Raw genomic sequence first — 13,952 nt, 5'->3', positions numbered from 1 at the left:
TATGAAAATTATTTAAGAATTGGGATTTATGATTTAAGATTTTAAATCAATAAGGGAGGAATTTAACTCAGTGAAGGATTGAGAAATAGGAGTAAACGCAAAAAAATGCAACTGTCCGAGATGCATTTTTGAGCTGCTTTTTAGGGTTTAAAAAAGTCTTATTTGTCTATAGAACCTAATACTCTTTTCATAAAAGTATTGAGCGCTTCTTTTTTATCGGTTCCGTTTTTAATGAGTTTATCAACTTCCAGAGCGCCGTACATATTTGAAATTAATTCGCCAATTACATCCAATTCTTCGTCTTTAAGTGAAGAAACTTCGGTTAAAGCTTCCAGCACTTCGATAGTTTCGATGATGTAATCCTGATCGTTTTCTTCGATAAACTGAGTCAGATGTTTGATTACAGGTAGTTTCATTTTCTAATTGTTTATTTGTTGAATCGTTTAATTGTTGAATCGTGGATTGTTATTCGATTGAACAATTAAACGGTTAAACGATTTTATCAAATTAAGCGATTTCGTTTACTAATTCGATTAAAACTTCCTGTTTGTTAGTTTGGGTTTCGTTTACCAATTGTCCGTTTACGAAAGTAGCAAAAGTGGGCAGGTTGCTTACATTGGCTAATTTTCTGGATTCCGGAGAATTTTCAGCATCTACTAAAACAAAAGTCATGTCTTCGTTTTCAGTTGCTAATTTTTTGAATTTTGGTTTCATAATACGGCAGTTTCCACACCAGGAAGCCGAAAATTGAACTACCACTTTATTGTTTTCAGCCACTAAATTGGCTAAAGTATCTTCGTTTAATTCGATTAACATATTTTTATTTTTAAGTTACTAAGTCGCTGAGATTCTAAGTTCCAAAGTTTTAGTCCTTAGAATCTCCGGACTTTAAAAGTAGTATTTATTAAGAATTGAAATTCTTAGAAGCTTTGCAACTTTGAACCTCTGTAACTTAATAAAAAATTAGTTTGCGCTCAAGTAAGCAGCAGTACTGTTTCTGTCAGCAGTCATTGCTTCTTTACCAGCTTCCCAGTTAGCAGGACAAACTTCACCTTTTTGTTGGATGTGCGTGTAAGCGTCAACCATACGCAAGTATTCGTTTACGTTACGTCCTAATGGCATATCATTAACACTTTCGTGGAAAATTTTTCCAGTTTCGTCAATTAAGTAAGTAGCTCTGTAAGTTACGTTTGAACCTTCAAGAAGTACTGTATCAGTTTCTTCATTGTATTCAGAAGATTCGATATCTAAAATTCCTAAGATACTTGATAAGTTTCTTGTTGTATCCGCTAAAAGTGGGTAAGTTACACCTTCAATTCCACCGTTGTTTTTTGCTGTGTTTAACCAGGCGAAGTGTACTTCGTTAGTATCACAAGAAGCTCCGATTACGACAGTGTTTCTTTTTTCAAATTCTGGTAAAGCAGCTTGAAAAGCGTGTAATTCTGTTGGACAAACAAAAGTAAAATCTTTTGGGTACCAGAATAAAAGTACTTTTTTGTTGTTGTTTACTGCTTCTTCAAAGATGTTGATTTTTAAATTATCACCCATTTCAGAAATGGCGTCAACTGCAATGCTTGGAAATTTTTTTCCTACTAATGACATAGTATTTGTTTTTTAAGTTATTATTTGTTGGTGCAAAAATAAGTTTTAAAAAAAACTAATTACAATAATACCTGATTATTAATATTTATTTAATAATAATTTTTGATTATTGTTTGCGCTGATTTGTCTATAAGTTATTGAATCTCAATTTGAACCGGAAGTTGTCCGTAGTATTCGGTATCGGATAAAAATTGATGTGCCGCCAAAATTTGAAATTCTTTAAAGTCCTGATAAACTTCAATCACTCTTAATGCCTTGGATAAATTGGGAATTAATGGCAACGCATAAGGATTTCCAAAAACATAAATCAGACATTTTTTGGTGGCTAATAATTTTTCTAAAGTATTTAAAACAGTTTCGTCAATTTCAAAACGATTTAAAGGTTTGGCTTTTGGAACAAACAAAGAAATGATAAGGTACTCAAAAGAATCAAGTCCGTCTTCAATTGCTGAAAAGTCAAAATCATCAACCGAAGTCACGTTGCATTCCGCACAGTTTAATGCCGCCTGAATCATGGCAGAAAAATCATTATTTGTGGGTTGGTAAAACGAAAGTAGCGCAATATTTTGTTCCTGACTTGCATTTTTTATGGTTTCAAAATCAATGTGATCCTGAATTTTTGTAATACTGTATTGGGCAATTTGTTTGTTTAGTTGAGAAGCTTTTTCAAAATTCAGACTAAAGTTGTTAGTCGTTCCTGAATTGAACAAACCTGTTTTTTCCTTGCATTTCCAAATTCGGTTGAAACTTTCGTTGATGCGTTTTTCAGTTGCATTTTCTAAAATCGCCTGAATCCCTTCAGGGACATTTTCGGCAAAGCAAAGTACATCATTTCCGGCGTGGAAAGCTTCCCATTCCAGTTGTCCTTTGGTATCAAATAATTTCGAAACGCTGTGCATATTCAGTGCATCCGAAATGACCAAACCATCATAACCTAATTGTTCCCGGAGTAATTTTTGAATAATGTTTTTAGACAAAGTTGCCGAAGTATTTTTCCCTTCATTCAAAGCCGGAACTGCCAAATGTCCAATCATGATCGAATCGATACCATTTTTAATTCCTTTGATAAAAGGATATAATTCGTTAGCCAATAATTGCTCTAAGTTTTCTTCTAAAACAGGCAATCCCAAATGCGAATCCACACTGGTGTTTCCGTGTCCCGGAAAATGTTTCAAACAGCCTAAAACACCGGCATCGCTCATTCCGCGTAAATATTCTAACGCAAAATCGGCTACTTTTTCTTTGTTTTCACCAAAAGAACGATACCCAATAACAGGATTGTCAGGATTATTGTTGATGTCAGCCAAAGGAGCCAAATTATAATGAATTCCAGCCGATTTTAAATCGTAGGCAATTTGTTTTCCAACTTCGTAAACCAAATCCTTTTTGTTTTCCGGCAAAGCTCCCAATGTAATGGCATACGGATATTGCGGTGTTTTTTCCACACGCATGGCAAGTCCCCATTCGGCATCAATGCTCATCAAAAGAGGAGTGGAAGCGCATTTTTGATAACGGACAATTAATTCTTTTAAGCGGTTGTAACTGTCATCGTTAAAAGTTATTTTTTGCTTGGCTTCATAATTCGTCGCAGCACTGGCGCGACTGTGAAAAAAAGTCAAACCACCTATGTTGTATTTCCGAATCAATTCTTCAGTTGCCTGAATGTTTTCTTCAGTATCATTGATAAAAACCGCAGGGAAAAAGAATTGTCCTATTTTATGTTCTAAGGTCATAAGATTGAGAATTGTTGGTACACGGATAAAACGGCTTCGCAAAAGCGAAAACGCAGATAAAAACGGATTTTTAAAATTATTTTTATTTGTGTAAGTTGAGTGGTTTTAATTCCGTTTTTATCAGCGTCTTTACGAAGTAAATCGGGATCATCAGCGTGCTATTTTTTTTCTTCTACTTTCTTCCCAAAATCCTTTGGGTAAATCAAAAATCTTGATAAAATTAATCCCGGAATGGTTGCAATAAAAACCCAGATAAAGAAATTACCATAACCTAAATATTCCTGAATATAACCGCTTGCCATGCCCGGCAACATCATTCCTAAAGCCATAAATCCGGTGGCAATAGCATAATGGGAAGTTTTTGATTCTCCTTCGGCAACATAAATCAGATACATCATAAAAGCAGCAAAACCAAAGCCGTAACCAAATTGTTCCGCTACAACTGTAATGTAAACGTAATAAATAGAAGTCGGATGAAAATGAGCCAACGAAACAAAACCAAGAATAGGTAAATGCATGGCCAAAATCATAGGCAACATCCATTTGCCTAAACCGTGTTTAGAAATGGCAATTCCGCCCAAAATTCCTCCAATGGTTAGGGCTAAAACGCCAAAAGTTCCATAAATTACCCCAACATCCTGAGTGGTCAGTCCGAGTCCGCCCACTTTGATGTCATCAATCAAAAAAGGAGTCAGCATTTTTAATAATTGTGATTCGCCTAAGCGAAACAACAAGATAAAAGCCAGAACTAAACCGATTTGTTTCTTTTGAAAAAAACTGGAAAAAACCGAAAAGAAATTAGCTTTTGAATGTGTTTTTGAAGTTTCAGTTTGAGATGCAGTTTCTGTTTTTGGCGTAGCAAAAAAATTATAGACGGTAAGCAAGGTCATTAGTAAGCCCACAATAATCATGGTATAAGACCAGGCTTTTTGTGGGGTGCCATATTGCTGTTCTAAATAACCGCCAATGATAACAATCAATCCGTTTCCGGTAAGCATTGATAGTCGGTAAAAAGTACTGCGTATTCCCAGAAAAAAGGATTGTTGGTCTTTGGTCAAAGCTAAAAGATAAAAGCCATCACTCGCCACATCATTAGAAGCTGAAGCAAAAGCTGCTACCCAAAAAATAGCCAGACTTACTATGAAAAAAGAATTGGTCGGGATGCTGAAACCTACAGCTAAAAAAGCAATTGAAATCACTAATTGCATGGCTAAAAACCACTTTCTTTTGGTTGCATACAAATCGATAAACGGACTCCAAAGTGGTTTGATTACCCAAGGCAGATAAAGCCAGCTGGTATAGAGACCAATGTCTTCATTGCTGATGCCGAGATTTTTGTACATAATGACCGAAACCGAAATAATGATGGCATAAGGTAAGCCGGAAGCAAAGTTTAGCACCGGAATCCAGTACCAGGGTTTATTTTCTGTATTCATTTGTTTGGTGGTAGTTTGGTTATTTTGCTTTTAATAAGGTTGCCTGACTTTCGTTTCCAAAATAATCCACAAAAGTAACCGCGCAATTGTTGTGTTTTTCCAGGTATAATTTAGGAATGCTAATCGCAATACTGTCCTGAGTTTCTTTGAAAGCAATTTTGTCAATAATTTGTTTTGGATTGCTAGTGTCAATTAATTCTTTATTGGTACTTCCGTAAACCATTACGTAACGGATTTTGCTTTGAACAGGATATTTTATAGTTACAATAGTGTTAGCACTTTGGTTATTGATATTGGTGATGTTTGGGATATCTAAAACTTCTCTTCTGGAATTAGGTACTACATAAGGTAACGCCGGATATTCGTATTGGTTGTCTTTTAATAAATTGGTTACCGCCTGATTTTTGTTGACAAATGATTTGGCGCTGAAAAAAGCATTTCCGTTGATGTTCGAAAAGCTTCGGGTTAAGTCAATTTGATTCGGAATTTCATTTGGATTAAACCATTTTTTATCCGAATCGGCATTGATTTTATAACTGCCGTTTCCAATGTAAAGTGCGGTGTTTTTATTAGTGTTTTCTGACCACCATTTGCTTAATTTGGCATAAGAAGCGGTTTTGTGGTCAATACTCCAGTATAATTGTGGTAACAGATAATCGATATAATTTCCATCCATCCACGCCATTGGATCAGCATACAAATCATCATAATTGGTTTGTCCGGCCTGTGTGTCGGAACCTTTTGGATCTACTGATTTATTACGCCAAACGCCAAACGGACTGATTCCAAACTGTACCCAGGGTTTGATTTTTTTGATGGAAGCATAAGTGTTTTTCAAATAGGTATTTACGTTATCACGACGCCAGTCCTCACGATTCATGCCGTTTCCGTACTTTTTGTAAGCGGCAGTATCGTTAAATTCTTCTCCTTTTACGCGATAAGGATAAAAATAATCGTCAAAGTGAACCGCATCGATGTCGTATTTAGTCACAACTTCATTGATTACGTTAATTAAATGTGTCTGAACTTCCGGAAGCGCCGGATTGTAATAATATTTTCCGGCATATTTAATCATCCAGTCCGGGTGTTTGATAACATCATGGTTTGGACTCAATTCGGAAATATTCAAATCCATCGTCGCACGATACGGATTGAACCAGGCGTGAAATTCAAATCCGCGTTGGTGTGCTTCCTGAATCATCCAGTCCAAAGGATCGTAAAAAGGATAAGGAGCGAGTCCCTGTTTTCCGGTTAAATATTTTGACCAGGGAGCTAAATTAGTAGGATACATCGCATCTCCGCAGGAACGAATTTGCACAATAACTACATTATAATTAAGACGTTTGTAAGTGTTTAAAATTTCAATGAAATCGGCTTTTTGTTTGGCAACCGAATCAGTGTTTTTAATGGGCCAGTCAATGTTGGCAACCGTTGCAATCCAAACGGCTCTGAATTCGTTTTTAGGTTTTAACGGTTTCATTTGAGCCTGACTGTAGCCAAAAGACATTAGAAAAACCGTAATAAAAAGGCAGAAGATTTTTTTGGGATTCATTGAATAAAATGTTTTACAGCTATCAAAAATAGTTTTTTTAGCGAAGTTTATCAGATAAAATAGGATTAATTTTCCTGTAGTTTTAGTACAACAATTTTTTTGCCAAAACAAAAAGTACTGCTTTTTCTTTCTTTATAATTCGATTAAATAATTAAAATATTAAAAATAGAGCTCGTTGGGTGAAAATTATCAAAAACGTCAGTTCGAGTGTTTTTTGCGTAATGCAATGAAGTAAAAAATGTATCGAGAACCGTTTCTGCTGATAAATTTTCTCGTTCTCGATACAATTTTCTTCCCGAGGCTTCGGGAGAAAATCACTCGAACTGACGAAAATTTATCAGCAAAAAACAGTTTCACCCGATGGGTATATTTATATTTGTCAAAATAAATTTAGAACTTTATTAAATACACAAAAGATAATTCTGTTATGTCGCATTCACAAGCTTTAGAGCAATTGGCCGATTCGTTAGAAGGAACACTTTTATATGATAATCTTCATAAAACTTTATACGCAACGGATGCCTCGGCTTATCGTATTATTCCTTTGGCGGTAGCCTTGCCTAAATCGGATGAAGACATTGTTCGATTAGTAAAATTTGCCAACGAACATAAAACGACTTTGATTCCCCGAACTGCCGGAACTTCGCTTGCGGGACAAACTATTGGGGACGGAATTGTGGTAGATGTGTCTAAATATTTTACTCAAATTATCGGTTTTGATGCCGAAAAGAAGATTGTAACCGTGCAACCGGGAGTCATTCGGGACGAACTGAATTTGTATTTAAAACCACACGGAGTTTTCTTTGGACCAAATACTTCTACTTCAAATCGTTGTATGATTGGCGGAATGGTTGGGAATAATTCTTCGGGGACGACTTCTATTCGTTACGGAGTAACCCGAGATAAAATTGTGGAAATCAAAGCCGTGCTTGCTGATGGTTCGAAAGCGGTTTTTAGCACCATTACTTCAGCAGAATTTTTAGAAAAAACCAAAGGCGATTCTTTAGAAAGTGCCATTTACAGAAAATTGTATGAAGAATTATCTATTGAAGCACAGCAGCAGGAGATTAAAAATGAATTTCCAAAACCGGAAATTCACCGTCGTAATACCGGATATGCAGTAGATATTTTGTTGCAATCGGATTTGTTTGGCGGAACAGAACCTACGATAAATGTGGGCAAATTGCTTTGCGGAAGCGAAGGAACCTTAGCCATTACGACCGAAGTTACATTGAAAGTTGACGATTTGCCACCATCGAATAATATTATGGTGGTGACGCATTTTGACAGTATTCAGGAAAGTTTGGAAGCAGTTATGGTGGCCATGAAACACCATTTATACACCTGTGAAATGATTGATGATACTATTTTGGATTGTACCAAACATAATAAAGAGCAAAGCAAAAACCGCTTTTTTATTCAGGGCGAACCCAAAGCGATTATGATGTTTGAGGTTGGTTCGTACATCAGTATGGAAGAAGCCGAAAAGCAAGCGGATGATTTAATCAGAGATTTAGAAGCGAACAAATTTGGATATGCTTCGCCAAAATTATACGGCGCCGATATTGAAAAAGTAAACGAATTGCGTAAAGCCGGATTAGGACTTTTAGGAAGTATTGTAGGTGATGACAAAGCCGCCGATTCTATTGAAGATACCGCTGTTGAATTGAGTGATTTACCGAATTATATAGCCGATTTTTCGGCGATGATGCAGCGTCACGGACAGTCGGCGATTTATTATGCGCATGCCGGAGCGGGCGAATTACACCTGCGTCCGGTGTTGAATTTAAAGACCAGAGAAGGTGTTTATCAGTTTCGAAATATTGCTACCGAAGTAGCACATTTAGTCAAAAAATATCGTGGTTCTTTGAGTGGGGAACATGGTGACGGAATTGTGCGAGGCGAATTTTTGCCTTATATGATTGGCGAAAAAAATTATGAATTGCTCAAAAGACTGAAATTGGCTTTCGACCCAAATTCGGTTTTGAATATGGGGAAAATTGTCAATGCCTTAAAAATGGACGAAAATTTCCGTTTTGAAGCGGGCAGAGTAGAACCGGAAATTGAAACCATTCAGGATTTCTCAGATAGCTTAGGAATTTTAAGAGCTGCCGAAAAATGTAACGGTTCGGGTGATTGTCGCAAAATGCCGTCGGCGGGAGGAACTTTATGTCCGAGTTATCGCGCTACAAGGAACGAAAAAGATACTACCCGCGCCAGAGCGAATGCTTTGCGGGAATATTTAACGCATTCGGACAAGGAAAATAAATTCAATCATAAGGAATTATATGAGGTTTTTGAGTTGTGCGTGAGCTGTAAAGCCTGTGCCAGTGAATGTCCGTCTAATGTGGATGTGGCGACTTTAAAAGCGGAATTTTTGTACCAATATCAAAAAACGAATGGCTTTTCATTGCGTAATAAATTGTTTGCTAACAATGCCAAGATGAATAAAATGGGAAGTATGTTTCCTTCGTTGACGAATATTGTTTCGAATCTTTCATTGGTAAAAAAAGCGATGGGAATTGCTCCTGAGCGTGAAGTGCCACATTTGGCCAAACAAACATTTAGAAAGTGGTTGAGCAATAATAAAGTCAATAACAATGGCAATGTCAATAGCAATTCTAAAAAAGTAGTGTTATTCTGCGATGAATTTACCAATTATTATGATGTGAATGTAGGGATTGATGCTTTCGAATTGTTGAATGCCTTAGGTTACGAAGTCATTACCGTGGAACATGAAGAAAGCGGAAGAGCCTATCTTTCAAAAGGATTTTTAGAAGAAGCCAAAATGCTGGCAGTGAAAAATGTGGCGACTTTTGCTCCGATAATTTCAGAGGATTGTCCGTTGATAGGAATAGAACCATCGGCGATATTGACGTTTAGAGACGAATATTTGCGTTTGGCTGAAGATAAAACCGCGGCTCAGGAATTAGCCAAAAATGTACTGACGATTGAAGAGTTTTTCAAAAAAGAAATTTTAGCTGGACACATTCATGCCGGACAATTTTCGACTAACGAAAAACAAATTAAAATTCACGGTCATTGTCACCAAAAATCACTGAGTGCTGTTGAAGCTACTTTTACCATGCTGAATGTGCCAAAAAACAATACGGTGACCATTTACAATTCCGGTTGTTGCGGAATGGCGGGCTCTTTTGGTTATGAAGCCGAGCATTATGATATTAGTATGAAAATGGGGGAAGACACCTTATTCCCCAAAATCAGAGCTACTGATGAAAATGTAGCGATTGCCGCAGCAGGAACTTCCTGTCGTCATCAGATTTTTGACGGAACCAGCCGAAAAGCACAGCATCCGGTGAGTATTTTAAAAAGTTGTTTGAAGAATTAAATTTCAATAACAAATACAAAGCTATGCTTCGATATGGAGTATCGTTTATTTTTTCAAATGAGTATTAAAATAATCAGCAATTTTAGCATACATGTGAATTCTGTCGTAGCCCATTACATTATGCTCGTGGTTTGGGTATAAAAAGTAATCCACTTGTTTTCCGGCTTTGATACAGGTTTCGATAAAGTTCATGCTGTGTTGTTGCACCACAACCGGATCCTGGGCGCCGTGAATAATCAATAATCGGCCTTTTAGGTTTTTGGCTTTGTCCAACAAAGAAGTTTTAGCATAACCTTCCGGATTTTCCTGTGGCGTATCCATGTATCTTTCGCCATACATGATTTCGTAATATTTCCAGTCAATTACCGGACCTCCGGCAACACCTGCTTTAAAAGTATCTGGCTGACTGGTCATTAAAGAAGTAGTCATGAAACCGCCAAAACTCCATCCAAAAACTCCAATTCGGTCAGCATCTACAAAAGACTTCGATTTCAGGAATTCGATCCCTTTCATTTGGTCAGCCATTTCGTTGACTCCCAATTTTAGGTGGTTGACATCACAGAATTTCTTTCCACGGTTATCACTTCCACGGTTGTCTATCGTAAATACCACATACCCCTGTTGTGCCATGTATAAATCAAAATAGCTGGCTCCTGTTAACCATTTATTATTAACCAATTGTGCGTGCGAGCCGCCATAAAGATATACCATTACCGGATATTTTTTAGTCGCATCAAAATGAGCCGGATAAATGATTCGGCCATGTAAAGGTGTTTTTCCATCTGCTGAAACCAAATCAACCATTTTTATTTTAGGTAAATCGATTTTGTTACTAAACGGATTTTCTGCTTTTACCAACACCGTAGATTTGGAAGGATTTTTAGTTTCTAAAACGGCTATGACATTTGGCGTTTCAAGGTTGCTGTATTGGTCTAAAATTAAAGTTCCATCCGAAGAAATCGAAGCAGCATGAACTCCGGCAACCGAAGTCAATTGTGTTGTTTTTCCTGATTTTAAATTTACTTGAAACAATTGGCTGTCCAAACCGGAATTAGTCACTCCGATGTAGTTGATTTTTGTTCCGCTGTTGTCAAATCCAAGCATTTCTTTTACAATAATCTCTTTGTGACCTAGGTTTTTAAGCAATTTTCCGTCGGTATTGTACAAATACATTTGGTTGTAACCCAAATTATCGGTTTGGTAAATAAATTGATTCGGATGATTTGGGACAAAAGTCAATGCATGTAAAGGCTCTACCCAGGTTGAAGCTTTTTCTTCGAATAAGGTTTTTACAAATGCACCTGTTTGCGCATTGTACTGGTTTAGTTTCAAATGATTTTGCTCGCGGTTTAAAATCCCGATGTAAATGTATTTTCCGGAAGGATCCCAGCTAACCATTGTCAGATATTGCTCTTTTGGTTCAACGGTTTGCAAGGTTGTATTTTTTTGAGTGGCTACGTCATAAACTACAACAGTTACATTTTCGCTGGTCATACCTGCCATCGGATATTTGATGTTGTTGTTTACGGCTTCGCGTTCGTTCCAGTTAATAATCGGATAATCGCCCACCATAGATTGGTCTTTACGGTAATAGGCCAGTTGGCTTCCGGTTTCGTTCCACCACATTCCTCTGTCGATACCAAATTCCTGACGATGTACATAATTAGAACCGTTAACAATGTCTTTGTTCGTGTCATTAGTTACTTCTAAAATTTTTCCGGAAGGAGTCGAAATACGAATATTGTTCTCTTTTAACCAGGCAACATTATCATTTTGAGCAATTTTGGCTTCTGTTCCTTCTTTAGGATAGCTAATAATATGAGTGATTTTTTTAGTTTCAACGTCATAGCTTACTTGGTAATTGTTGTTTTTTCCTGCAATTTCTGTTTCAAATGTATTGGCAGTTTTCCATTCGATAGTATAAGGAAACATTCGTAGCGCAAATTCATCCGATTTTATTTGTTCTTTTAAAGCTGTTTCCAGTTCAGATTTGCTTGCCAGAGTAGTTGATTTCCAATCGTCTTTTTCGTTTTTTTCCATCAAACGGGTATAATCATTACTTAAAAAAGTAATTGCTTTACTGTCTTTTCTCCATTGTTGGGCGACTAAAGTGGCAGGTGCAAACTTTCTGCTTCCGGTTACGGTTTCTTCAATGCTTAAGTTTTGCCCCATGGCTAGACTTCCCACTAGTAAAAATCCTAAAATGTATTTTTTCATCAATGTGATTTTTTAATATTACTCAACAAAAATAACTAATTGGGATGGAGTAGAAGCTTGTGGTATTCAAATTTTAAGTTTTTGAAAATAATATTCTAAAAGAGGTGTTGTTTGTTAATAAAATAATGAGTTTAAGCTAGAATTAAATATTTTATGCTGTTTAGTTTTATTATTTTGTAACAAAATATCCTAAACTTTAAACTTTAAACAGCGCAGAATTCCCTATTTTTGCTCTTCGACATTTTAAAAAATAATAAAAAACAAAATATACTATGAATTCATTTGACGTAGTCGTTATAGGTTCGGGACCTGGAGGATATGTATCAGCGATTCGTTGTGCGCAACTAGGCTTCAAAACAGCTATTATCGAAAAATATTCCACATTAGGAGGAACTTGTTTGAATGTAGGATGTATTCCTTCAAAAGCTTTGTTGTCTTCTTCACATCATTATGCCGAAATTGCTCATTTTGCCGATCACGGAATTGAGGTTGCCGGAGATGTGAAAATCAACTTAGAGAAAATGATTGCCCGTAAACAGGCAGTTGTGGATCAAACTTCAGGCGGAGTAAAATTCTTAATGGATAAAAATAAGATTACGGTTTTTGAAGGATTAGGTTCTTTTGTAGATGCTACACATGTTGCTGTTGCAAAAGCTGACGGAACTTCTGAAACTATTGAAGCTAAAAATGTAATTATCGCTACCGGTTCTAAACCGTCTTCTTTGCCTTTTATCCAAATTGACAAAGAAAGAATTATTACTTCTACCGAAGCTTTAAAATTAAAAGAAGTACCAAAACACCTAGTTATTATTGGTGGGGGAGTTATCGGAATCGAATTAGGTCAAGTTTACTTGCGTCTTGGAGCTCAGGTTTCTGTAGTGGAATTCATGGACAGAATTATTCCTGGAATGGATGGAGCTTTGTCTAAAGAATTGACAAAAGTATTGAAAAAACAAGGAATGAAATTCTACACTTCTCACAAAGTACAATCAGTAGAAAGAGCTGGTGATGTTGTTACTGTGAAAGCTGAAAATGCAAAAGGAGAAGTAATTACTTTAGAAGGAGATTATTCATTAGTTTCTGTGGGTCGTCGTCCTTATACAGATGGATTGAATGCTGAAGCAGCTGGTGTTAAAATTTCAGAAAGAGGTCAGGTTGAAGTAAACGATCATTTACAAACTTCAGCTTCTAATATTTATGCTATCGGTGACGTTGTTCGTGGAGCAATGTTAGCGCACAAAGCAGAAGAAGAAGGAACTATGGTTGCTGAAATCTTAGCGGGACAAAAACCACATATCGATTATAATTTAATTCCTGGAGTTGTTTATACCTGGCCTGAAGTTGCTGCTGTTGGACAAACAGAAGAGCAATTGAAAGCGGCAGGAGTAGCTTACAAATCAGGAAGTTTTCCATTTAAAGCTTTAGGACGTGCCAGAGCAAGTGCCGATTTAGATGGTTTTGTGAAAATTTTAGCGGATGCTAAAACGGATGAAGTTTTAGGAATTCACATGATTGGAGCCAGAACAGCCGATTTAATTGCTGAGGCGGTAGTAGCTATGGAATACAAAGCTTCTGCTGAAGATATTTCAAGAATGTCTCACGCGCATCCTACATTTGCGGAAGCGGTAAAAGAAGCGGCTTTAGCAGCAACGGATAACAGAGCTTTACACGTTTAATAAGTGTAACTAAAATAATTAAAAACCCGTCCCGATAAACTTATTTTGAACATGCCCCAAAAAGTTAGACACTATTTGGGGCATTTTTTATGAGAGAAAAAAGAAAATTTTCATCAGAATTCAAACTTGAACAAGTTTTAAAGCACACTAATGATCATCGTTCTTATGGTGCTATTTCGAAAGAAGTTGGTATAGATCATTCGCTTCTTAGAAGATGGGTTGGATTATACAAATCCAAAGGAATTTTAGGTTTAAAAATCAATAAGACTAAAACAGTTTTTAGTTTAGATTTTAAACTAAAAGTTGTTAAATATCTTATATCAAATAATTTATCTCTTTTAGATGCCAGTATAAAATTTGAAGTTCCTAGCTCATCTATTTTCCAAT

10 protein-coding genes are annotated in these 13,952 nt (G+C 36.5%); 3 read left to right on the top strand and 7 right to left on the bottom strand.

Annotation, left to right across the window (positions count from 1 at the left end; genetic code table 11):
* Nucleotides 1–158: 158 nt before the first annotated feature.
* The 6 genes from H599_RS0106750 to H599_RS19300 all read right to left on the bottom strand — a co-directional run bounded on the left by H599_RS0106750 (nucleotide 159) and on the right by H599_RS19300 (nucleotide 6,323).
* Nucleotides 159–416: a DUF6952 family protein gene (locus tag H599_RS0106750; RefSeq protein ID WP_026713432.1), complete on the bottom strand. Its 258-nt coding sequence runs from the start codon at nucleotides 414–416 to the stop codon at nucleotides 159–161.
* Nucleotides 417–507: 91 nt separating this feature from the next.
* Complete coding sequence (locus H599_RS0106745) at nucleotides 508–816, bottom strand: thioredoxin family protein (protein ID WP_026713431.1); 309 nt, start codon at nucleotides 814–816, stop codon at nucleotides 508–510.
* Between the two features lie 147 nt (nucleotides 817–963).
* Nucleotides 964–1,602, bottom strand: coding sequence for a peroxiredoxin (locus H599_RS0106740; protein ID WP_026713430.1), 639 nt, complete (start codon nucleotides 1,600–1,602; stop codon nucleotides 964–966).
* A 134-nt stretch (nucleotides 1,603–1,736) separates the two neighbouring features.
* Nucleotides 1,737–3,335 (bottom strand): glycoside hydrolase family 3 protein, encoded by a 1,599-nt coding sequence (locus H599_RS0106735; protein ID WP_026713429.1) that lies wholly within the window; start codon nucleotides 3,333–3,335, stop codon nucleotides 1,737–1,739.
* Between the two features lie 158 nt (nucleotides 3,336–3,493).
* Entirely contained in the window at nucleotides 3,494–4,771 is a 1,278-nt protein-coding gene (locus tag H599_RS0106730) for an MFS transporter (RefSeq protein WP_026713428.1), read from the bottom strand.
* 19 nt (nucleotides 4,772–4,790) lie between these two features.
* Nucleotides 4,791–6,323, bottom strand: coding sequence for a glycoside hydrolase family 10 protein (locus tag H599_RS19300; protein ID WP_035141283.1), 1,533 nt, complete (start codon nucleotides 6,321–6,323; stop codon nucleotides 4,791–4,793).
* A 427-nt stretch (nucleotides 6,324–6,750) separates the two neighbouring features.
* Between H599_RS19300 and H599_RS0106720 the strand changes: the two genes are divergently transcribed.
* The gene (locus H599_RS0106720; RefSeq protein WP_026713427.1) at nucleotides 6,751–9,672 is read left to right on the top strand and encodes an FAD-binding and (Fe-S)-binding domain-containing protein; all 2,922 of its coding nucleotides are present in this window, start codon (nucleotides 6,751–6,753) and stop codon (nucleotides 9,670–9,672) included.
* 45 nt (nucleotides 9,673–9,717) lie between these two features.
* Here H599_RS0106720 and H599_RS0106715 read toward each other — a convergent pair whose 3' ends face one another.
* The gene (locus tag H599_RS0106715) at nucleotides 9,718–11,889 is read right to left on the bottom strand and encodes a S9 family peptidase (protein ID WP_026713426.1); all 2,172 of its coding nucleotides are present in this window, start codon (nucleotides 11,887–11,889) and stop codon (nucleotides 9,718–9,720) included.
* Between the two features lie 272 nt (nucleotides 11,890–12,161).
* Here H599_RS0106715 and lpdA point away from each other — a divergent pair, with 272 nt between their 5' ends.
* Nucleotides 12,162–13,565, top strand: a complete 1,404-nt coding sequence (gene lpdA, locus H599_RS0106710; RefSeq protein ID WP_026713425.1) for a dihydrolipoyl dehydrogenase — start codon at nucleotides 12,162–12,164, stop codon at nucleotides 13,563–13,565.
* 89 nt (nucleotides 13,566–13,654) lie between these two features.
* The coding region (locus H599_RS0106705) for a transposase (protein WP_026713424.1) at nucleotides 13,655–13,952 on the top strand (298 nt) is incomplete at its 3' end.

Origin of the sequence: Flavobacterium daejeonense DSM 17708 (assembly GCF_000425425.1) — a bacterium.
Lineage (GTDB): Bacteria > Bacteroidota > Bacteroidia > Flavobacteriales > Flavobacteriaceae > Flavobacterium > Flavobacterium daejeonense.
This window is presented reverse-complemented; position numbering and strand designations above follow the sequence as displayed.

Excerpts from the sequence above, each read along its gene's own strand:
- H599_RS0106750 (WP_026713432.1), bottom strand. The coding sequence starts at position 416 with ATGAAACTACCTGTAATCAAACATCTGACTCAGTTTATCGAAGAAAAC.
- H599_RS0106745 (WP_026713431.1), bottom strand. The coding sequence starts at position 816 with ATGTTAATCGAATTAAACGAAGATACTTTAGCCAATTTAGTGGCTGAA.
- H599_RS0106740 (WP_026713430.1), bottom strand. The coding sequence starts at position 1,602 with ATGTCATTAGTAGGAAAAAAATTTCCAAGCATTGCAGTTGACGCCATT.
- H599_RS0106735 (WP_026713429.1), bottom strand. The coding sequence starts at position 3,335 with ATGACCTTAGAACATAAAATAGGACAATTCTTTTTCCCTGCGGTTTTT.
- H599_RS0106730 (WP_026713428.1), bottom strand. The coding sequence starts at position 4,771 with ATGAATACAGAAAATAAACCCTGGTACTGGATTCCGGTGCTAAACTTT.
- H599_RS19300 (WP_035141283.1), bottom strand. The coding sequence starts at position 6,323 with ATGAATCCCAAAAAAATCTTCTGCCTTTTTATTACGGTTTTTCTAATG.
- H599_RS0106720 (WP_026713427.1), top strand. The coding sequence starts at position 6,751 with ATGTCGCATTCACAAGCTTTAGAGCAATTGGCCGATTCGTTAGAAGGA.
- H599_RS0106715 (WP_026713426.1), bottom strand. The coding sequence starts at position 11,889 with ATGAAAAAATACATTTTAGGATTTTTACTAGTGGGAAGTCTAGCCATG.
- lpdA (WP_026713425.1), top strand. The coding sequence starts at position 12,162 with ATGAATTCATTTGACGTAGTCGTTATAGGTTCGGGACCTGGAGGATAT.